The 18445-nt window shown below is 61.1% G+C and carries 20 protein-coding genes and 1 tRNA gene; 8 read left to right on the forward strand and 13 right to left on the reverse strand.

All coding sequences use genetic code 11. The features are described 5' to 3' along the window. Positions 1-346 precede the first annotated feature (346 nt). The 6 genes from DN611_RS17065 to DN611_RS12570 form a co-directional block, all read right to left on the reverse strand. Positions 347-1258 carry a DUF7662 domain-containing protein gene (locus DN611_RS17065; protein WP_333637347.1) on the reverse strand — a complete coding sequence of 304 codons (912 nt, stop codon included), beginning with the start codon at positions 1256-1258 and terminating at the stop codon, positions 347-349. 183 nt (positions 1259-1441) lie between these two features. Then, a tRNA-Pro gene (locus DN611_RS12555) sits at positions 1442-1517 on the reverse strand. 129 nt (positions 1518-1646) lie between these two features. Continuing rightward, positions 1647-2012, reverse strand: coding sequence for a hypothetical protein (locus tag DN611_RS16515; protein ID WP_145985104.1), 366 nt, complete (start codon positions 2010-2012; stop codon positions 1647-1649). A 389-nt stretch (positions 2013-2401) separates the two neighbouring features. Continuing rightward, positions 2402-4864: an ATP-dependent Clp protease ATP-binding subunit gene (locus DN611_RS12560; protein ID WP_119311551.1), complete on the reverse strand. Its 2463-nt coding sequence runs from the start codon at positions 4862-4864 to the stop codon at positions 2402-2404. 35 nt (positions 4865-4899) lie between these two features. Beyond that, positions 4900-5409: a UvrB/UvrC motif-containing protein gene (locus DN611_RS12565; RefSeq protein WP_021749162.1), complete on the reverse strand. Its 510-nt coding sequence runs from the start codon at positions 5407-5409 to the stop codon at positions 4900-4902. Between the two features lie 73 nt (positions 5410-5482). Further along, a complete protein-coding gene (locus tag DN611_RS12570) occupies positions 5483-5935 on the reverse strand; it encodes a CtsR family transcriptional regulator (RefSeq protein WP_025544308.1) in 453 nt (150 codons plus the stop codon). A 290-nt stretch (positions 5936-6225) separates the two neighbouring features. Here DN611_RS12570 and DN611_RS12575 point away from each other — a divergent pair, with 290 nt between their 5' ends. The 5 genes from DN611_RS12575 to rsmI all read left to right on the forward strand — a co-directional run bounded on the left by DN611_RS12575 (position 6226) and on the right by rsmI (position 10632). After that, positions 6226-6399: a DUF362 domain-containing protein gene (locus DN611_RS12575; protein WP_025544307.1), complete on the forward strand. Its 174-nt coding sequence runs from the start codon at positions 6226-6228 to the stop codon at positions 6397-6399. A gap of 199 nt (positions 6400-6598) precedes the next feature. Further along, positions 6599-7867 (forward strand): S41 family peptidase, encoded by a 1269-nt coding sequence (locus DN611_RS12580; RefSeq protein WP_021749165.1) that lies wholly within the window; start codon positions 6599-6601, stop codon positions 7865-7867. After that, positions 7864-8718, forward strand: coding sequence for a TraX family protein (locus DN611_RS12585; RefSeq protein ID WP_119311552.1), 855 nt, complete (start codon positions 7864-7866; stop codon positions 8716-8718). Before DN611_RS12580 ends, DN611_RS12585 begins: the two co-directional genes overlap by 4 nt. A 349-nt stretch (positions 8719-9067) precedes the next feature. After that, the gene (locus tag DN611_RS12590; protein WP_119311553.1) at positions 9068-9802 is read left to right on the forward strand and encodes a tRNA1(Val) (adenine(37)-N6)-methyltransferase; all 735 of its coding nucleotides are present in this window, start codon (positions 9068-9070) and stop codon (positions 9800-9802) included. After that, complete coding sequence (gene rsmI, locus DN611_RS12595; protein WP_119311554.1) at positions 9799-10632, forward strand: 16S rRNA (cytidine(1402)-2'-O)-methyltransferase; 834 nt, start codon at positions 9799-9801, stop codon at positions 10630-10632. Before DN611_RS12590 ends, rsmI begins: the two co-directional genes overlap by 4 nt. A 79-nt stretch (positions 10633-10711) precedes the next feature. Here the strand turns inward: rsmI and DN611_RS12600 are convergent, their stop codons facing one another. Next, positions 10712-10954: an AbrB/MazE/SpoVT family DNA-binding domain-containing protein gene (locus DN611_RS12600; protein WP_021749170.1), complete on the reverse strand. Its 243-nt coding sequence runs from the start codon at positions 10952-10954 to the stop codon at positions 10712-10714. A gap of 192 nt (positions 10955-11146) precedes the next feature. Here DN611_RS12600 and DN611_RS12605 point away from each other — a divergent pair, with 192 nt between their 5' ends. Continuing rightward, complete coding sequence (locus DN611_RS12605) at positions 11147-11731, forward strand: nucleoside recognition domain-containing protein (RefSeq protein WP_036630220.1); 585 nt, start codon at positions 11147-11149, stop codon at positions 11729-11731. After that, the gene (locus DN611_RS12610; protein ID WP_036630223.1) at positions 11728-12249 is read left to right on the forward strand and encodes a spore maturation protein; all 522 of its coding nucleotides are present in this window, start codon (positions 11728-11730) and stop codon (positions 12247-12249) included. Before DN611_RS12605 ends, DN611_RS12610 begins: the two co-directional genes overlap by 4 nt. Before the next feature lie 20 nt (positions 12250-12269). Here the strand turns inward: DN611_RS12610 and DN611_RS12615 are convergent, their stop codons facing one another. The 4 genes from DN611_RS12615 to DN611_RS17070 are packed head-to-tail and all read right to left on the reverse strand — an operon-like array spanning position 12270 to position 15654. Further along, positions 12270-13181, reverse strand: a complete 912-nt coding sequence (locus tag DN611_RS12615) for a GerMN domain-containing protein (RefSeq protein ID WP_025545191.1) — start codon at positions 13179-13181, stop codon at positions 12270-12272. Next, positions 13178-14614 carry a sensor histidine kinase gene (locus tag DN611_RS12620; RefSeq protein ID WP_021749175.1) on the reverse strand — a complete coding sequence of 479 codons (1437 nt, stop codon included), beginning with the start codon at positions 14612-14614 and terminating at the stop codon, positions 13178-13180. The genes DN611_RS12615 and DN611_RS12620 overlap by 4 nt, the downstream gene beginning before the upstream one ends. Next, on the reverse strand, positions 14592-15269 hold the full coding sequence (locus tag DN611_RS12625) for a response regulator transcription factor (protein ID WP_021749176.1): 678 nt from the start codon (positions 15267-15269) through the stop codon (positions 14592-14594). Before DN611_RS12625 ends, DN611_RS12620 begins: the two co-directional genes overlap by 23 nt. Further along, the gene (locus DN611_RS17070) at positions 15250-15654 is read right to left on the reverse strand and encodes a ComEA family DNA-binding protein (RefSeq protein ID WP_021749177.1); all 405 of its coding nucleotides are present in this window, start codon (positions 15652-15654) and stop codon (positions 15250-15252) included. The genes DN611_RS12625 and DN611_RS17070 overlap by 20 nt, the downstream gene beginning before the upstream one ends. Positions 15655-15772: 118 nt before the next feature. Here DN611_RS17070 and DN611_RS12635 point away from each other — a divergent pair, with 118 nt between their 5' ends. Beyond that, positions 15773-17137, forward strand: coding sequence for a D-alanyl-D-alanine carboxypeptidase family protein (locus tag DN611_RS12635; protein ID WP_021749178.1), 1365 nt, complete (start codon positions 15773-15775; stop codon positions 17135-17137). Positions 17138-17313: 176 nt separating this feature from the next. Here DN611_RS12635 and DN611_RS12640 read toward each other — a convergent pair whose 3' ends face one another. After that, positions 17314-17826, reverse strand: a complete 513-nt coding sequence (locus DN611_RS12640) for a nitroreductase family protein (protein WP_025545193.1) — start codon at positions 17824-17826, stop codon at positions 17314-17316. Positions 17827-17897: 71 nt separating this feature from the next. Further along, the gene (locus tag DN611_RS12645; RefSeq protein ID WP_119311555.1) at positions 17898-18443 is read right to left on the reverse strand and encodes a hypothetical protein; all 546 of its coding nucleotides are present in this window, start codon (positions 18441-18443) and stop codon (positions 17898-17900) included. Positions 18444-18445 lie beyond the last annotated feature (2 nt).

Consider the following 18445-nt stretch of genomic DNA (forward strand, 5'->3'; position numbering starts at 1 on the left):
ACAGGGATTCCAGATTACGAGGTAGAGACACATGCCTGTGTCCTGCTCCTGGAAATTCAAGCATTCTTTAAGAGCAAGGACGGACAATGGGGAGGGAGGTACGCCGAGTGGAAGAAACGGCAGGGTGAGCGACCAAAGAACTTATAAATAATAACGGGAGTGCAAAACTACTCCCGTTGTTGTCTTAATACGAATTCTTTTTGAAAAGCAAATTCCCCAAAAACGAAATAGTCACAATTATACAGAAAGCAGAGATATGGAAGAATAAACGAAACGGAAATGCGCATATCCGCAATATATTACGCATAATCAATATGCCTCCTTTGCGCTTGTCATTCACGCGTCGTTAATATTTTTTGGGGAAATTCGCCTTTCCTAATTGCCAGAGATATTGGTCGATTTCCTTTACGGTATATGATTCCAATTTATAAAACCGTTGAAAATCATGCAATATCGCATGGAAGGAACGATAATCCAACAGCATTTCACTTGTAAACGTTGAAAACCCATCTATATCCCTGTAATACCGCAAAATCTTGTTGATGTAATCATCGTATATGGGGTAAACATCAGGCTTGTGATGACTGCAATATTTTGTGGCGAACGAATACAGCTTTTTCGTCTTGCCGTTTGGAAAGGTCACATAAGAAATATCGGAAACAAGGCTTAGATCATGAGCCTGTAACCGTTTGTCAACATCTAAGGATAGGATGTGCCGCGCGACAGGATAAATCGAAAAAATATTCGTACTGTAAAAATCATTCAATGTGGCGGCCTTGATCAAAATGTTTTCGATCCTGTCATTTTGAGGAGCCAGTTCAAGAAACAGCTTGTTCAGGGCACTTTCCTGCAGCCGGTAGGTTTCCGAATCGTTCCATGCGCGCAAATACTTTTCGACCTCGGAGGCCGAGGGCGCGGCGATGACGCTTGACGGGAGCTTTGCGGCGGAGGCGGACGTTTCCCGCCCTCTGGAATGCTGGCCGGAAAGAAGGGTGCTCACCTTTTCCGGGGTATACGCGAAGGTAACCGTTTCAGCGGATAAATCACAAGCGGTTACAGTAAAATCCGCGTATAGCCACCCTAACGCATAACTTTGCGTACGGTCATTTGCCCAGCTATACTTCCGCATAGATCTGGCAAGAGGAAATCCCCATATACGCTCGATCTCTGTAAACGAAAGCGTAAGTTCATCTTGCCCCTGTTCATGGAATTTTTTTAGATAATTGGTAAAATGAATATATTTATCACCCTGCGGCATCAGAATTCGCCCCCATCGTCTTTAACATGGTTATAATATCATGAGTTTATCTAAAAGTCCATGAAAAAGGAGAAACGTCATAGTAACAGACGCTTCTTCTTACTTAATTAGAGCATTTTCTCAAAAAATGATAAATCCGAACACATTACCGACTTGGATAATGTAGTTCGGATTATCATTGCTTGGTCCGAGATGGGAGACTCGAACTCCCGACATCTTGCTCCCAAAGCAAGCGCGCTACCAACTGCGCTAATCCCGGATTTTTGGTGATTCAGTTTTGCTCCAGATGTGGTCAAACATGTGGTCAGGCGGATTTTTTGACCACATCGGCTTGCGGGGGAAGTACCTGTATCGCAGTCGTATCAAGGGGTTGGGGGGATAGCGTGTTTCAACTTGAAAGGGGAGCATCCTGCACCCAAATCAAGCGCGATACCAACTTCGCTACACCCGGATATTCAATTTCTGCCATTATATCACGGCGAGAGGGAAAATCAAAGTTTTTTCTGTCTGTGGTCATTCCTGTGGTCAAATCCGCTTTTGTGCCGCCTTCAGCAACCGGGGAAAGTCCCCGTAAACGCAGGTGCTGCAAGGCTTTGCGGCGTTTTGCCATGACCTGACCCGGATACCGCCACGGCACTCCCAAAGCTGGCGCGCTACCAACTGCGCTATACCCGGATATTCGATTTTTCTGCATGATACCATGCGGAGAAGGAAAAAGCAAGTTTTTCGTGTCTGTGGGCAGTGCTGTGGTCAAGCCCGGTTTTGCGGGGGGATCTTCAGGCGGGGGATTTCCGCCGCAGGCTACTGTCCCAAGGACTTCCAGGCTTTCACTTTTTGGGGAATGGATAGGCTCTCTATCCTCCCAAATCACGCGTGCTGCCAACTACGCTACATTTGGTCATAGATATTTCTCCCGCCCGGGGGCGTTCTTCCCCACATACGTGCGGCAATATACTCTGCGATCCGCCGCGTTGGCACTCTGGCACCATCTTTTACTGGATCGGGGACAGCACGATGGGTTCATTTTATACCTCTCTATTTTACCTGTTTCTCCGCCAAAGTCAAGTCTATTCGCTTCCGGCCGGTATGTCGGAAAGGCCGTCCGGAGGCTATGGGGCCTCCGGACGGCTTGACCAGGTCTCTTCACTTGGAAACGCAGAGTCGATTGTTCTCCACGGTAAGCTTGGCGGTGTCACCGGCCTTGAGGGTGCCGTCCAGCATCTTCTCGGCCACGGCGTCTTCCACCTTGCTCTGGATGGCCCGGCGCAGGGGACGGGCCCCGTACTTGGGATCAAAGCCCTCCTTAGCCAGCTCTGCCACAGCCTCGTCGCTGGCATCCAGGTGGATGCCCATGGTCTCCATCCGGGCGGAGACGGTCTTCAGCATCCGCCGGGCCACTTCCCGGATGTCCTCCTCCGTCAGGGGGCGGAATACGATGATATCGTCGATCCGGTTTAGGAACTCCGGGCGGAAGGTCTGACGCAGCTCCGCCATCACCTGCTCCCGGGCGGTCTCGAACTTCTTTTCAGCGTCAGGATCGGAGTCCCGCTCCTCGGCGGAAAAGCCCAGCTTGCTGCCCATGGCAGTGAGGCTGCGGGCACCGATGTTGCTGGTCATGACGATGACGGTGTTCTTGAAGTCCACCGTCCTGCCCTGAGAGTCGGTGATCCGGCCGTCATCCAGAAGCTGCAGCAGGATGTTCCACACATCCTCGTGGGCCTTTTCGATCTCGTCAAACAGTACCACGGAGTAGGGCTTGCGCCGCACCTTCTCCGTCAGCTGACCGCCCTCCTCGTGGCCCACATAGCCCGGCGGGGAGCCAATCAGACGGGACACTGTGTGCCGCTCCATATACTCAGACATATCGATCCGGATCATGGCGTTCTCATCGCCGAACATGGCCTCTGCCAGGGACTTGCACAGCTCCGTCTTTCCCACGCCGGTGGGGCCCAGGAACAGGAAGGAGCCGATGGGGCGCTTCGGATCCTTCAGACCCACACGGCCCCGACGGATGGCCCGGGCCACGGCCTTTACGGCTTCGTCCTGACCCACTACCCGCTCGTGGAGGGTGTCCTCCATGTGCAGCAGGCGGGTGCCCTCATCCTCCGTCAGACGGGTGACGGGGATACCGGTCCAGCCGGCCACCACGGCGGCAATGTCGTCAGCGTTCACCGGGCGGTGCTGGGTGTTGTTCTTGCGGCGCTTCTCCCGCTCCATCTCCACCTGCTCCTGGTAGTCCTTCTCAATGTCCCGCAGCTTGGCGGCGGTCTCATAGTCCTGCTTCTCGATAGCAGCCTCCTTGTCCTTGGCCAGGGCGGCGATCTTCTCCTCCAGGCTCTTCAGCTCCGGGGAGATCTCCTCCGTCTCCATCCGCACCCGGCTGGCAGCCTCGTCCATCAGGTCGATGGCCTTGTCCGGCAGGAACCGGTCGTTGATATACCGGGCGGAGAGCTTCACGGCGGCCTCCAGGGCCTCGTCGGTGATCTGGAGGCTGTGGTGCTTCTCGTACTTCTCCCGCAGGCCCTTCAGGATCTCCAGAGACGCCTCCTGGCTGGGCTCACCCACCTGCACCGGCTGGAACCGTCGCTCCAGGGCGGCGTCCTTCTCGATATACTTCCGGTACTCGTTCAGGGTGGTGGCGCCGATCACCTGGATCTCGCCCCGGCCTAGAGCCGGCTTGATGATGTTGGCGGCGTCCACGGCGCCCTCGGCGCTGCCGGCGCCCACGATGGTATGGAGCTCGTCGATGAAGAGGATCACATTGCCGGACTTCCTGACCTCCTCCAGCAGCTTCTTAATCCGCTCCTCAAACTCGCCCCGGTACTTGGTGCCCGCCACCATGCCGCTGAGGTCCAGGGACAAAAGGCGCTTGTCCAGCATCTCGTCGGGTACGTCGCCCATAACGATCTTCCGGGCCAGACCCTCAGCGATGGCGGTTTTGCCCACACCGGGCTCACCGATCAGGCAGGGGTTGTTCTTGGTGCGGCGGGAGAGAATCTGGATCACCCGCTGGATCTCCCCGTCCCGGCCGATGACCGGGTCCAGCTTGCCGGCCCGAGCGTCGGCGGTCAGGTCCCGGGTGAACTCCTTCAGGGTCTTGTTCTTGCCGTTATCCTCCTTTGCGGGGCTGGTGCCGGAGCGGCCGGGATCGGCGGCCTGACTCCGGGGCATCTCACCCAGCTTCTGCATCAGGGCTGTGTACAGGTGACGGGCATCCACGCCAGCGGTGCGCAGGATGCGGACGGCCATATTGTTGCCTTCCCGCAGGATGCCCGCCAGCAGGTGCTCCGTGCCCACGTAGTTGTAGCCGCCCCGCATGGAGTCCTCCATGGCCAGCTCCACCACCCGCTTGGCGCGGGGGGTGAGGCCCTGGGCGGGATTGCTGCCGGGCAGACCGGCACCCACGCTCTTCTTGATGATCTCCACGATCATGTCATCGGTGAGGCCCGCCTCCGTCAGAACGGTGTGGGCCACGCCCTCCTCTTCCCGGATCAGGCCCAGCAGCAGGTGCTCCGTGCCCACGTAGCCGTGGCCCAGCTCACCGGCTGCCTCCTGGGAAAGCCGCAGGGCCTCCTCCGCCCTGGGCGAAAATTTGTTCTCATTCATAGTGTCTTACCTTCCTTTCCATGGGAAAGTCCCGTTTACTTGTTTTCCTTCTGCTCCTTGTGAGCGGCCTCCAGAGACCTGATCTGGTCCCGCAGCTCCGCCGCCCGCTCAAAGTTCTCCTGGTGCACAGCCTTCTTCATCTCCAGCTTCAGCGCGTTCATCTGGCGCAGATAGGCAAAGCGGCTCTGGTCCTCCTGGCCTACCAGGTCGTCCTTCTTTTCCTGCTTTGCCTCCTGCTGCTGGACAGGAGAGGCGCTCAGGGCCGGCATCTCGGCGAAGAAGTCGTCAAAGGGGTCCTCCAGCATCTTCATTCTCCGCCCCAGCAGGCTGGGCATGGGAGAGAAGAAATCGTCGAAGAAATCGTTTCCAAAGAGGCTGTTCCCGAAGAAGCTTTGCATCATCCGCTGGCTCTGGGCACCCAGCCGCTGGGTATAGCCCAGCTTTTCCGCGCAGTCGCTGCACAGGTGCTTCTCTTCCACATGGCCGTTCACGTTGCTCCGATACACAAAGGTAACTTCATTCTTACCACAATTTTCGCATTTCATAAATCAATTCCTCCTATCATCTGGAAACTGTGCGTGCTTATTGAAACATTTTTCCCCGCTGCCCGGGTCCCGGCTACACCTGCAGGATCAGCACCTGCTTCATGATGTCCGCCCGGACGGTGTCCCGGCTCTCCCGCGGGACCGCGGCCAGGGCCTTGTCGCCGACGGCGGCCAGAATGCTCCGACCTGCGTTCTCCTCCAGGGCGCCGGCCTGGACCAGATTGTTCAGGATGGCCCGAGCGGAGGCCAGGTCCACCTGGCTGCCCAGGGTGTTGATGACCTGCATCAGCAGCGTCTGGCGGTCCACCCGGACCCGGGTGATCCGGATGTAGCCATTGCCGCCCCGGCGGCTCTCCACGATATAACCCCGCTCCGGGGAAAAGCGGGTGGACATCACGTAGTTGATCTGGCTGGGTACGCAATTGAAGCGCTGGGCCAGGTCATTGCGCTGGACCTCCAGCACACCACCGTCCGTCTCCTCCAAACTCTCCTGCAGGAAGCTGGCAATCAAATCGGAAATCCCCACGGATGATTCCTCCCTTTCCAAAGAACGCCTTGTCTCTTTGACTTTGACTTTCTTTAACCTTTTGTTCTGTGTTTAGTATAACACGCCCGAGCAAAATGTCAAGAGCTGAATTTTGACTTTCTTTGACCTATTTGAAAACAATTTATGAACAGTTAGTCTTGACAAACGTCATTTTTGGACGCTTTCCCGTATTTTTTCGAAAATTTAACCATAGAATTTGAACGGCTGGTACTTGCTTTTTTTAATTTGTATGCTACAATAGGGGTACAATTCTGATGGAGGTGCTTCCCATGGCTTACAAAATCACTTCTGCCTGCGTGAGCTGTGGCTCCTGCGCGGACGCTTGCCCCGCCGGTGCTATCAGCCAGGGTGATGACCAGTACGTCATCGATGCTGCCGCTTGCCTGGACTGCGGTTCCTGCAGCGACACCTGCCCCAACGGCGCCATCGTCCCCGAGGAGTAATCGAGGATACATAAAAGGTCCGCGAGCCAAAGCTCGCGGACCTTTTTGTCGTTTCGGCAACTGTAAGAAATCTGTAAGAGATTTCTCCATAGAGTTGTAAGAAATTGGTGTTATCCTGCCGGTGTTCCCCGCTGGAGTGAAGAAAGAGGCCCTTTACTCCCGTAATATTGGGGACAGCCGATTTGAAAGGAGACACACGATGAAACACGCTTGGAAGAAGCTGCTGGCAGCAGCGGTGCTGCCCTGTCTGCTGGCGGGATGCGGTGCCCTGGGAGGGCCGGAATCTGAGGTCCCCTCCATGGACCACTTGCTTGGCTTGACCCAGGAACAGCGGCTGGAGGACTACGACTACCTGGTCCAGACACTGGGGGACAGCTATCTCTGCATGGGTGTCCGAGACCGGGACAACCCGGAGGACCCGTCGGCGGCCATCTTCCAGGCATACCGGGAGATGATCCAGGAAAGCGACAGCGACGAGGTATTCTATTCCGCTGTTTACAGCACACTGTTCCGCCTGGGGACGTACGGCCACCTCTGGATCGTGGAGCCGGATATGTACCGCGCCTACTGTGAGGCCTATGAGGACGGCGGCATCCAGGACCGGGAGCACTGGCGGGAGGTGCTGACGGACCCGGTGACCGTCCGGGGCTATGAAAGACTCCAGACGCTGCTGGATGCCTACGGCGAAGAGGACGGCACGGTCAATTCAGCCGATTCGGAGGAGCCTGCCGCGAACCTCCACACCCTGCTCCTGCCCGGCGGAGACGTGGGGTATGTGAAGATCGACAGCTTCCCGGCGGAATATGAGGACAGCTACGCCACAGACCGGGCGGCCCTGACGGACTTCTACCGCCAGGCGGCGGACTGCACGGATCTCATCATCGACCTGACGGACAACTCCGGCGGAAGCGAGGTCTACTGGCAGCAGCTGCTGGCGGCGCCCCTGACGGACCGTCCCCTCTCCTGCACCAACTATGCCCTGCTGGCGGAGAGCGGCAACAACCGCCCCTATATCCAGGAGGTGTTCTCCCCGGAGGAGCTGCACCCCATCGCGGACCTGCCGGATCTGCCCAAGCTGGAGCGGGACGGAATCCAGGCCGCCACCCACTTTGTGGAGAGCACCCTCTCTGTGGAGCCAGCGGCAGAGCGGGCCCCCTTCCACGGCCGCATCTGGGTGCTGGTGGGGCCAGCGGTCTACTCCGCCAGCGAGTCCTTCGCCGTGTTCTGCCAGGAGACAGGCTTCGCCACCCTGGTGGGCAGTCCCACCGGCGGCGACGGCATCGGGGCTCTGGATCCAGTCTTCCTGCAGCTGCCCAACAGCGGCATCCTGGTGCAGTTCACCATGATGTTCGGCCTGAACGGTGACGGCTCCAGCAGTGAGGAAACGGGCACCACGCCGGACATTCTCTCCCCTGCCGGGGAACCGGCTCTGGTGACGGCCCTGCGGGCCATGGAGGGAGTCGCATGACCGACCACTGTCTGGAGGAAAGCCGCGGCCTTTCCGGAGGAACGCCACAGGGGCTGCCCGCCTGCCCTCCCCCGTCCGCTGAATGCCTGGAGCGGTCCCGGGGCGGGCTCTCCCTCAATCATCTGAAGGCCGTGGCGGTGGCGGCCATGGTGATCGACCATATCGCCTTCGCCTTTGTCCCCGACGGCACCCTGTTGGCGATTCTCCTGCATTCCATCGGAAAAATCACCGGCCCCACCATGTTCTTTGCCGCCGTGGAGGGCTGTCACCACACCAGAAACCTCAACCGGTATCTGCTCCGCCTGGCTGTTTTCGCGCTGGTCAGCTGGTTTCCCTTTCTGTACTTCCACTTCGGCGGCGATCTGGCCGCCATCCAGCTGATGCGCCCCAATGTCATCTATACCATTTTTCTGGGCGTTCTGGCGGTCCGCATCCGCAGGAGCCCGCGCCTCTGCTCTGCCTGGAAGGTCCTGCTGATTTTGCTCCTGTTCATCCTGTCTGTCCCGGCGGACTGGGGCTACACAGGCGTGGTGATTATCCTGGTGTTCGACTATTATTATGGCAGTTGGAAGCACCAGGCGTTTGCCTACTGCATGGTGGTCATGCTGGACATGGGGGTGCTCTCCCTGCTGATCCACCCGTTTTTCGGACTGTTTTACGACCATGTCTTCCAGATCGACTGGGAGCTCTACGCCTACTCCGTCGAGTACGTGGGGGCGTTTCTGCCGCTGCTGCTCCTCTCCCGCTACACAGGCCGGCACGGAACCAGCGGCGGTTTTTCCAAGTGGTTCTTTTATATGTTCTACCCCCTCCACCTGCTGGTCCTGGGCTGGCTCCGGGCCGTGCTGTAAGTCTCGGCCCTCACGACCCGCAGGGGCCTGGACCGGCGGGCGATGAGAGCATCGGCCTGCTGCAGAAACTTCCATCACCCACCGGGCCAGCGGCAGCAAAAAGAGAAGGAGAGAACATGCAGTGGCCGCTCCGCGCCGTCCGCACGATCCGCCACGGGGCAGCAACTACAGGAATCGCAAAAGGCCCAAAGGCCAGACCAAATCGGCGCTTGCACCGATCGTCGCGCGGAGGGCCACTGCACCGGAGCGCGCCCAAGCGGCCTTTTCTTTTGAACCGTGCCCCCCATTGCAAGAATGATGATCTTCCATTATAATATGAATATAGACATCATCCAATGGGGGGATCGACTTGCAGCACTGGGAACTCCTCTGCCCCGGCGGACTCTCCTTCGTCTGCGATGACGGCCTGTTCCAGCCCAGTACCGACTCCTTTCTGCTGGGCAGCTTTCCCCGGCTGAAGCCGGGGCTTCGGGTGTGCGACCTGGGCAGCGGCACCGGACTGCTGGGCCTTCTGCTGTTCCAGCGCCAGCGGGCACTGTCCGTCACCGGTGTGGAGCTGCTGCTGGACGCCGTCCGCTTGGCGGAGCAGGCCGCCGCCCGGAACGGCCTGGCAGACCGCCTGATCTTCCGCCGGGGAGACCTACGAAAGATCCGCGGCCTGCTGCCCGCCGGTGGCTTTGACTTGGTGGTGTGCAACCCCCCCTACTATCCCGCCGGGTCCGGCAGGCTGCCGGAGACTGAGGCCCTCCGGGCTGCCCGGTCCGAGACTGGCTGCACCCTGGAGGATATCTGCACCGCAGCAGCCTGGCTGCTGCGGTGGGGCGGGAGCTTCTGCCTGGTCCACAAGCCGGAGCGGCTGGCGGACCTGTGCTGCGCCCTCCGGGCCCGGGGACTGGAGCCCAAGCGGCTGCGCCTCGTCTGCCGCCGGGCGGGGGACGCCCCTTCCCTGCTGCTGTTGGAGGCCCGCCGGGGCGGACGGCCCGGGCTGGACATCGCCGCCCCCCTCTGCCTGGAGGACGGGACCGGCCGCCCCACGGCGGAGCTGGACAACGCCTATTTCCGAACAAAGGAGACGAACGCATGAGCGGTACGCTGTATCTGGTGGCCACGCCCATCGGCAACCTGGGGGACTTCTCTCCCCGGGCAGCGGAGACGCTGGGAGCCGTGGACTTCATCGCCGCGGAGGACACCCGGGTCTCTGTGAAGCTGTTGAATCACTTTCAGATCAAAAAGCCCCTGGTGAGCTACCACGAACACAACCATGCCGCTGCGGGCCAGGCCATCCTGCAGCGGCTGCTGGCTGGGGAGTCCTGCGCTCTGGTGACGGACGCCGGTACACCGGCCATCTCCGATCCCGGAGAGGATCTGGTGCGGCTATGTGCCGAAAATGGGGTGGAGGTGCTCTCCATCCCCGGCTGCTGCGCGGCAGTGAATGCCCTGGCGGTCAGCGGCCTGCCCACGGGGCGGTTCACCTTTGAGGGCTTCATCACCGTCAACAAGAAAAGCCGCCGGGAACGGCTGGACTCTCTGAAAAACGAGGAGCGGACCATGATCTTCCACGAGGCGCCCCACAAGCTGCGCGCCACGCTGGAGGACCTGCGGGAGACCTTCGGCCCGGACCGGCGGGTGGCCCTGTGCCGGGAGCTGACGAAGCTCCACGAGGAGACTGTGCGCACCACCCTGGGAGAAGCGGCGGCCTATTACCAGGAAAACACCCCCAAGGGAGAATACGTGCTGGTGGTGGCGGGCAGCCCGCCCCGGGAGACCGCCGCCGTCACGCTGGAGGAGGGGACAGAGCAAGTCCTGCGGCTGGTGGCCCAGGGAATCCGGCTGAAAGATGCCGCCCGGGAGGTATCGGCCCACACGGGTCTTTCCAAAAACGAGCTGTACGCCGCGGCCCTGGAGCGGTCATGACCCGCGCAGGACATGCAGCGCAGAAGACGCCCATGCGGAGAACTCCGCATGGGCGTCATGTTTTCAGCGCACAGGGCGCTCACAGCTCTTTCAATTCTTTCAGGCACTTGGGGCAGATATTCTTCCCCTTGAATACCGTGATGTCTTTGGTGGCGTCGCAGAAAACGCAGCTGGGCTTGTATTTTTTCAGAATGACGGACGAGCCTTCCACATAGATTTCCAATGCATCCTTCTCGCCGATATCCAGCGTCCGGCGCATCTCGATAGGGAGCACGATCCGTCCCAGTTCATCCACCTTTCTGACAATTCCCGTTGATTTCACGATGTATCTCCTTTTTCAGCAATATGTCCTAACTATCCATTTATAAGAACATATCACAGACGGTCGCATTTTGTCAATTTGATTCCAAAAATAAAGTGAATTTACCAATTTGCTTTTTTGAAATCTCAGTTGTCCTCTCTATATTTTTTGTGAGGCAACTGGGTATCCGTCACAAACACAGGGGGAATGACAATGGCAATGACCTGGATCTGGACCGGGATGGTGGTGCTGTCCCTGGTCTTCGGCCTGTTCACCGGGAATCTGGACGCCGTGGCCGACGCAGCTATGGACGGCGCCGCCTCCGCCGTGGAGCTCAGTGTCTCCATGGCCGGCATTCTGTGCCTGTGGAGCGGCGTCATGGAAATCATGAATGTCTGCGGCCTCTCTGCCGGATTGGCCCGGGCCTTCCGGCCCATTCTGCGGCGACTGATGCCCCAGGCCAGCCGGGATGAAAAAACGTTGGCGGCACTCTCCGCCAACGTGTCCGCCAATCTGCTGGGACTGGGCAACGCCGCCACGCCCCTCGGGATCCAGGCGGCCCGACGGATGGCCCGCGGCTGCAGCGGCACCGCCAGCGACGAACTGTGCCTGCTGGTGGTGCTGAATACCGCTTCCATCCAGCTGCTGCCCGCCACCATCGCCTCCGTCCGCAGCGCCAGTGGAGCCCAGTCTCCCTTCGACATCCTGCCGGCGGTGTGGCTGGCCTCGGCCCTGTCGGTGGTGGTTGGCGTTCTGACGGCCAAATTCCTGGCCGCCGTGGGGAGGTGCCGGCGTTGAATCTCAGTTCTCTGGTGATCCCCGTACTGCTGGCCGGGGTGGCCCTCTACGGCATGGGGAAGCGGGTGGATGTCTACGGCGCCCTGACCCACGGGGCCGAAGAGGGGCTCACGGTCCTGCTGAAGGTCCTGCCTGCCCTGGTGGGACTGCTGACCGCCGTGGCCATGTTCCGGGCTTCCGGCGCCCTGGAGTGGCTCACGGGCCTCTGCGCCCCGGCGCTGGAGTTTCTGGGCATTCCGCCGGAGACCACGCCGCTGATGCTGGTGCGCCCCGTATCCGGCAGCGGCGCCCTGGCAGTCGGCTCGGACCTCATCGCCACCTACGGCCCCGACAGCTACATCGGCCGGGTGGCCGCCGTGATGCTGGGCAGCACGGAAACCACATTCTACACCATCGCCGTGTACTTCGGCTCTGCCGGGATCATCCGCACCCGGCACACGGTCCCGGCAGCCCTGGCCGCGGACCTGACGGGGTTTCTGGCCTCCGCCTTCGCGGTGCGGCTGTTCTTCGGCGCCTGATGGGGCGGCGTCCCGCGCCGTCAAGCTGCGCTGAGATAAGGCTCCAGCACAGCGGCGCCGCCGTAGGCGGAGGCGAACTCACCGTCCACCAGATACCGCACCTCTTCCACTGCCCGCAGGGACAGCAGGGAGTCCGCCAGTGCCCGGAGGGCCAGGGACAGATCCGCCTCCTCCGGCAGACCCGGCAGAGCCGCCGTGGGCAGGTCTACATAGCACGTGCTCTCTTCCAGCCGGACGGAAGTCACCTGGAATCCCTCCGGAATGGCGGAGAGCCAGTCCTTTTCCTCCGTCCCCTCCAGCAGGGCCTTGACCACGGCCCCGGCCTGCGTGTCCCCCTCGTACAGGTCCAGTGTCATCTCCACCGGCGTCAGGCCGCCGGTCTCATCCAGAAAGTACAGGGTGGCGTTCAGCGTGTCGATCACATCCTCGTTGCTGGAAAACAGGACATCCCTGGCTGTGAAGATCTGCCGGTCCCGGTAGGCCAGCGGCTGGCCCCGGACCGTCACGCTGACAGCGGAGATCTCCGGCAGCTGGGTCAGCGTCAGGGTGATGGCATAGTCTGCCAAGGCCAACGCCACGCCGGAGAGCAGCCGGTAGCGGGAGGAGAGGTCCACCTTGGCCCGGGTACCATCCAGCTCCAGGGACAGCAGGGTAGTCTCCTCTGGAATGGCGCTGGTGAGGGCGGCGTCCTCCGGTCCCGCCAGCAGCTCCGTCACCAGATACTCCGCCAGCTCCCGGGTGTCCCGCACCTCGCCCGACTCGATGTACAGCGGCTCCGCCCGCAGGGCATCGCCGCCAGGGGCGTCGGACAGATCCGCCTCCAGGAAATAGAGGTCGTATGTCTCGCCCTCGCCGGAAATGCGGGGCTGTCCCCAGCCGAAGGCCGCCAGAAGGGCGGCGCACAGCAGCACGGCAATCCATCGCTTTTTCATGTCTGGCCGCCTCCTTCCCGCCAGGGCCAGCGGACGGTGAAAACTGCGCCGCCTCCAGGACGGTTGGCCGCCTCCACAGTGCCGCCCCGCTTTTCCACCGTGTCCCTGACGATGGCCAATCCCAGACCCGTGCCGCCGGCAGCGCGGGACCGTGCCTTGTCCACCCGATAGAACCGCTCAAAGATCCGGGGCAGGTCCTCTTCCGGGATGCCGGCGCCGTTGTCCTCCACCGTCAGCACCACCTGATCCCCCTCCCGAAACAGGGAGACCTGGACCGTGCTGCCCGGCGGCGTGTACTTCACGGCGTTGTCCGTCAGATTATAGATGATCTGGTGGATCTCATCCCGGGTGGCCAGCATCGTACAGGTCCCCTCCGCCCGATAGGTCAGTTCCGTTCCCTTCTCCTGGGCCACCAGGCTCATCATCCGCATCACCTGCTCCAGCACCGGCAGCGCGTCCACTACCACCGGCCGCTCCAGCACGTTGCTGTCCAGCCGGGTCAGGCGGAGCAGATCCTCTGTGATACGGGAGAGGCGCTCCGCCTCCTGCCCGATGTCTGTGACAAATTCCCGGGCCGTCTCCCGGTCGATGTTCTCCGTCTGGAGGATGGAGTCCGTCAGCAGCCGGATGGCCGCCAGGGGCGTTTTCAGCTCGTGGGAGGCGTCGGACACAAAGCGGCGGCGGGCGTTCTCCGTAGTCTGGAGGCGGTCCGTCAAGCTGTTGAACTCCTGGGCCAGCTGGGCGATCTCGTCGCGTCCGGGCACCTCCGCCCGGTGGCTGTAAGCGCCCTCCCGCACCTCCCGGATGGCGGTGAGCAGCTGGCCGATCTTCCGGGTCAGCGCCCGGGACAGCAGGCCGCTGAGACACAGCACCACCACCGCGATGCCGGCGGAGAGCCGCAATAGATTGCCCTGCAGCCCCTCTAGCAGAGCGGCCTGCTCCGTGTCATACTCGTATGCGTATACGGCGCCGATGATCTGGTTCTGGTACAGCACTGGCGAGGCCGCCCGGCTGCGGAAGGCCCCGTCCCGGTAGCTGCTGGAGAACACGTCGTTCCCCAGCAGGGCCTGGACGATCTCTGTGTAGAAGCTGTACTCCCCCAGGGCGTCGTTGGTCTCCCGGGTATCGTAGAGGACCTTGCCCGCACTGTCCGTCACCAGGATGCGGCTGAGGCCCGTCTCCTCCACCACCGCCATGGCCTGGGACACATTCTCCTCGGTCAGCCGGTCCAGGCCGGACAGGGAGTAGACCATCACGGACACGCTGCTCTGGAGCGTGGTTGCCTTGGAGCGGAACACCAGATCCTGCGATACCCGCAGCGGATAGGTGTTCAGCAGCAGCAGCACGCCCGCGATAATCAGGATATAGCTCAGGCCGAACTTGAACTGCAGGCTGTCCCAGATCCTGCCCTTATCCTTTGAAATAGTATCCAACTCCCCACTTGGTCATAATATACTCCGGCTCCGCCGGGTTCTTCTCCAGCTTCTCCCGCAGGCGGCGGATGTGGACATCCACCGTCCGGTAGTCCCCGGCGTAGGCATAGCCCCACACCACGTTCATCAGATTCTCCCGGCTGTACACCCGCCGGGGATTGCGCATCAGCAGCTCGATCAGATCGTACTCCTTGGCGGTCAGATCCACGGTCTTTCCATCCCGGATGGCCACCCGCTCCTCCGTGTTCAGGGACAAGTCCCCCGCGGTCAGGACGGCGCCCCGGTTCCGCTGCGTGCCGGCGGCCCGCCGCAGCAGCGCCCGAACCCGGGCCTTCAGCTCCAGAATGTTGAAGGGCTTTGTAACGTAGTCATCCGCTCCGCACTCAAAGCCCATCAGCTTGTCCGCGTCCTCGCTCTTGGCGGTGAGCATGATGATGGGCACATTGGAGAACTCCCGGATCCGCATACATGCCTCCTGCCCGTCCAGCTCCGGCATCATCACATCCAGAATGATGAGATCGAAGCGGCCGTTGCGGGCCAGCTCCACGGCGGAGGCACCGTCATAGGCGCACTCCACCTCGTACCCCTCGTTCTCCAGATTGAATTTCACGCCCTTGACCAGCAGCTTTTCGTCATCAACCACCAGAATCCTCATTTGTCACCTCTCCTTTGCCGTTGTCCACAGTGACGCGGTCCTCCAGCTCGGCGAATTTCGCCTCTCCGATCCCGCTCACCTCCATGATCTCCTCAATGCTCCCGAAGGGGCCGTTGGCCTCCCGGTACGCGATGATCCGGCGGGCCAGGCTCTCCCCGATGCCGGGCAGCGTGTCCAGCTCCTCCGCCGTGGCAGTGTTCAGATCCACCGGCGGGAAGTCCGGGGCGATCTCCTCCCGGGGGACCTCCGCCTCTGTCTCAATGACTACGCCCGGGACGCGATCCTGCCGATCCCGAAGAGACAGGCCCGCCAGGGCGCACAGGAACACCGCCGTCAGCCCCAGCAGAATGATCTCACTTTTTGTCGGCCTTCCCCGTCCACTCACTGTTGAACTCCCACCCGTTTTTTGATATACTATGAATTGAAATGTCGAACCGCGGCGCTTTTCGGCGCCGCTGCCGCGCGATGCAAGTTGATTATACCACAGATGGTAGGAGTTTGATATGAAAACACACCGCTTTTTCTCTGTTTTTTTGCTGCTGATCCTGGCGGTCTCCCTGCTGACAGGTCCTGCCTCCGCCGCAGAGGTGCCTGACCCCGCCATCCAGGCCAAGGCTGCCCTGCTGGTGGACGCCAACACCGGCCGCATGGTCTATGGAAAGAACGAGCACGAGGAGCTCTATCCCGCCAGTCTCACCAAGATCATGACCGCTCTGCTGACGCTGGAGGCAGTGGACAGCGGGCAGCTGTCCATGGACCAGCCAATCACTGTTACGGAGAGCGCCCTGGAGGGGCTGGCGGCGGATGGCAGCACCGCCGGCATCCGGGCCGGGGAGGTGCTGACGGTGGAGCAGCTGCTGGAGTGTATGCTGATCGTCTCCGCCAACGAGGCGTGCAACATTCTGGCGGAGCAGGTCAGCGGCAGCGTGGACGCCTTCGTGGGCGCCATGAATGAAAAGGCTGCGGCTCTGGGGTGTGAGAACACCCACTTCGTCAACACCACCGGCCTGCATGACAGCCAGCACTACACCTCCGCCTGGGACTTGTACCTCATCACAGCGGAGGCCCTGAAGCATGACGACTTCCTGCGGATCTGCGATATGAAGAGCGCCACCATCCCCGCCACCAATCTCAGCGAGGAGCGGGTGCTCCACTCCACCAACTACCTGATCTCCAACTGGCGGGCCTTGGGATATCTGGACAGCCGGGCCCACGGCGTCAAGACCGGCTCCACCTCCGATGCCGGCCACTGCCTGGTATCCACTGCCGCGGAGGGCAGCCTCTCCTTCATCAGCGTGGTGCTGGGGGCCGAATCCGTGACCTTGCCCAGCGGCGGCACCCAGGTCCAGAGCTTTTCCGAGACCTCCCGTCTCTTCGACTGGGGTTTTGAGAACTTCTCCTATCAGACGGTGCTGGAGGAGGCTGAGCTGGTGAAGGAGGTCAGCGTGGCGCTGTCCAAGGTGGACCATGTGTCCGTCCATCCGGCGGCGGATGTGGAGCTGTTGCTGCCCAAGGGCACTGATCCCGCCTCTCTGGAGCGGACGCTGGACCTGGAGAGTCCTGTGGACGCTCCGGTCACCGAGGGGCAGGTGCTTGGCACTCTCTCCCTCTCTCTGGAGGGAGAGGTGTTGACCACGGTGGACCTGCTGGCCTCCCATGATGTGGAGGCCTCCGGCCTGCTGCTGTTTTGGCGGAACGTGCGGAACTTCTTCAGTTCCACCGCGGTGAAGGTGGTTGGCATCGCGTTGCTGGTGCTGGCGGCGGCGCTGATCGTCTGGAAGCTGACGGTAGGCCGCCGGCGCTACCGGTACGGCCGTAGCGTACCCCGCCGCCGCGGGGGCGGCTACCGGGGCCGGAGGCGGCATTGACACAAAAGGGCCCTGGGGCAGCATCCCCAGGGCCTTTTTACAGAGAGAGGCACAAAGCGCAGCTGTTGAGATACGGAATCCTCCCGCTCTGCTCTTCACTCTTTCCAGAAAATCCGGAATAGAATTCAGGGGCGCACGGCGTGCGCCCCTGATTCCTGATTCCAGTTCCCTTATTGTCACAGATACCGCACCAGCTCCTCCAGGGGCTTGCGGTCCGTGTGCAGGCGGGAGGGATGGGCGCCCTCCGCCGGATAGCCCATAGGCAGCAGGGCGATGGGTGTCAGCCCCGCCAGCTCCGGGAATGCGGCGTGGAGCTTCTCCGGGTCGAACATGCCCACATAGGTGGTGCCGAGGCCCAGGTCCGCGGCCTGGAGCATCATCTGGGTGACGGCGATAGCCGCGTCAATCTCGCCGTGGTTCTTGCCGTCGTCCTCCCGCTTCCAGGCGGCCTCCGGGTCGTATGCCACCAGCAGCATCACCGGCGGATGGAAGTGAGCGCCGGTGCAGCCGTCCACCTTTTCCAGCGCCTCCGAGCTCTGGAGCACAAAGATGCGCTGGGGCTGGAGGTTATGGGCAGTGGGGGCATTGCGGCCGGCCTCCAGCACGGCGGAGAGCTTCTCCGCCTCCACGGGGCGGTCGCTGAATTTCCGCAGAGAATAGCGCTCCGCGGCCAGTTTCGCAAAATCCATGGGGATGCTTCCTTTCTGATGTAGAGATACCTGATTTTAGCACATCCCCGCGGCCGCCGCAACTGTTTTTCTCACATCCCCTGGTTGGGCATCCAGCCGCTGCGGAGGACCTCGTCGCAGATGTCCCGGCAGCGGGTGTCGTAGAACTCGATGAATTTCAGGGAATAAATGTCCGAGACGATGTAGCGGTCCCGGCCCTCCTGGTAGATGGTCATATAGTCGTTGCCCACATCGTACAGAATCCCCTCCCAGGAGGTGGTGCTCTGGGTGCCCACCAGGAAGGTGGCCACCACGTAGTTGCCCACGTTTTTCTTCAGCATGGCCTTCAAAGATCCCCGGTAGGCTTCCTCCATGGAGATGGGGTCCGTGATGACCTCGCTGGGCAGGTGGTTCCGCATGTCCAGGGACCCCATAGACTGGCCGCCCTGCTCCTCCGCGGCGTTCAGGCGGTCCATAGGGCGGCCGGCACTGGTGACGGTGCGGCCGGGCGCCTCCGGCATGGGCGGGTCGGCGGGCATGGGTGTGACTTCACCGGACCAGTCCGTCATTCTGGGCGCGACCTGCGCCACAGGAGGCGCCCCGTTTCCGCCGTTGTAGATATTCTGATAGTGTGCCATTT

The organism is Oscillibacter sp. PEA192 (assembly GCF_003574015.1).
Taxonomy (GTDB): domain Bacteria; phylum Bacillota; class Clostridia; order Oscillospirales; family Oscillospiraceae; genus Oscillibacter; species Oscillibacter welbionis.

Bases quoted from the DNA above. Each gene is read 5' to 3' on its own strand.
- DN611_RS17065 (WP_333637347.1), bottom strand. From the start codon at position 1,258: ATGCCGCAGGGTGATAAATATATTCATTTTACCAATTATCTAAAAAAA.
- DN611_RS12560 (WP_119311551.1), bottom strand. From the start codon at position 4,864: ATGAATGAGAACAAATTTTCGCCCAGGGCGGAGGAGGCCCTGCGGCTT.
- DN611_RS12565 (WP_021749162.1), bottom strand. From the start codon at position 5,409: ATGAAATGCGAAAATTGTGGTAAGAATGAAGTTACCTTTGTGTATCGG.
- DN611_RS12575 (WP_025544307.1), top strand. From the start codon at position 6,226: ATGGCTTACAAAATCACTTCTGCCTGCGTGAGCTGTGGCTCCTGCGCG.
- DN611_RS12580 (WP_021749165.1), top strand. From the start codon at position 6,599: ATGAAACACGCTTGGAAGAAGCTGCTGGCAGCAGCGGTGCTGCCCTGT.
- DN611_RS12585 (WP_119311552.1), top strand. From the start codon at position 7,864: ATGACCGACCACTGTCTGGAGGAAAGCCGCGGCCTTTCCGGAGGAACG.
- rsmI (WP_119311554.1), top strand. From the start codon at position 9,799: ATGAGCGGTACGCTGTATCTGGTGGCCACGCCCATCGGCAACCTGGGG.
- DN611_RS12605 (WP_036630220.1), top strand. From the start codon at position 11,147: ATGGCAATGACCTGGATCTGGACCGGGATGGTGGTGCTGTCCCTGGTC.
- DN611_RS12615 (WP_025545191.1), bottom strand. From the start codon at position 13,181: ATGAAAAAGCGATGGATTGCCGTGCTGCTGTGCGCCGCCCTTCTGGCG.
- DN611_RS12625 (WP_021749176.1), bottom strand. From the start codon at position 15,269: ATGAGGATTCTGGTGGTTGATGACGAAAAGCTGCTGGTCAAGGGCGTG.
- DN611_RS12635 (WP_021749178.1), top strand. From the start codon at position 15,773: ATGAAAACACACCGCTTTTTCTCTGTTTTTTTGCTGCTGATCCTGGCG.
- DN611_RS12640 (WP_025545193.1), bottom strand. From the start codon at position 17,826: ATGGATTTTGCGAAACTGGCCGCGGAGCGCTATTCTCTGCGGAAATTC.
- DN611_RS12645 (WP_119311555.1), bottom strand. From the start codon at position 18,443: ATGGCACACTATCAGAATATCTACAACGGCGGAAACGGGGCGCCTCCT.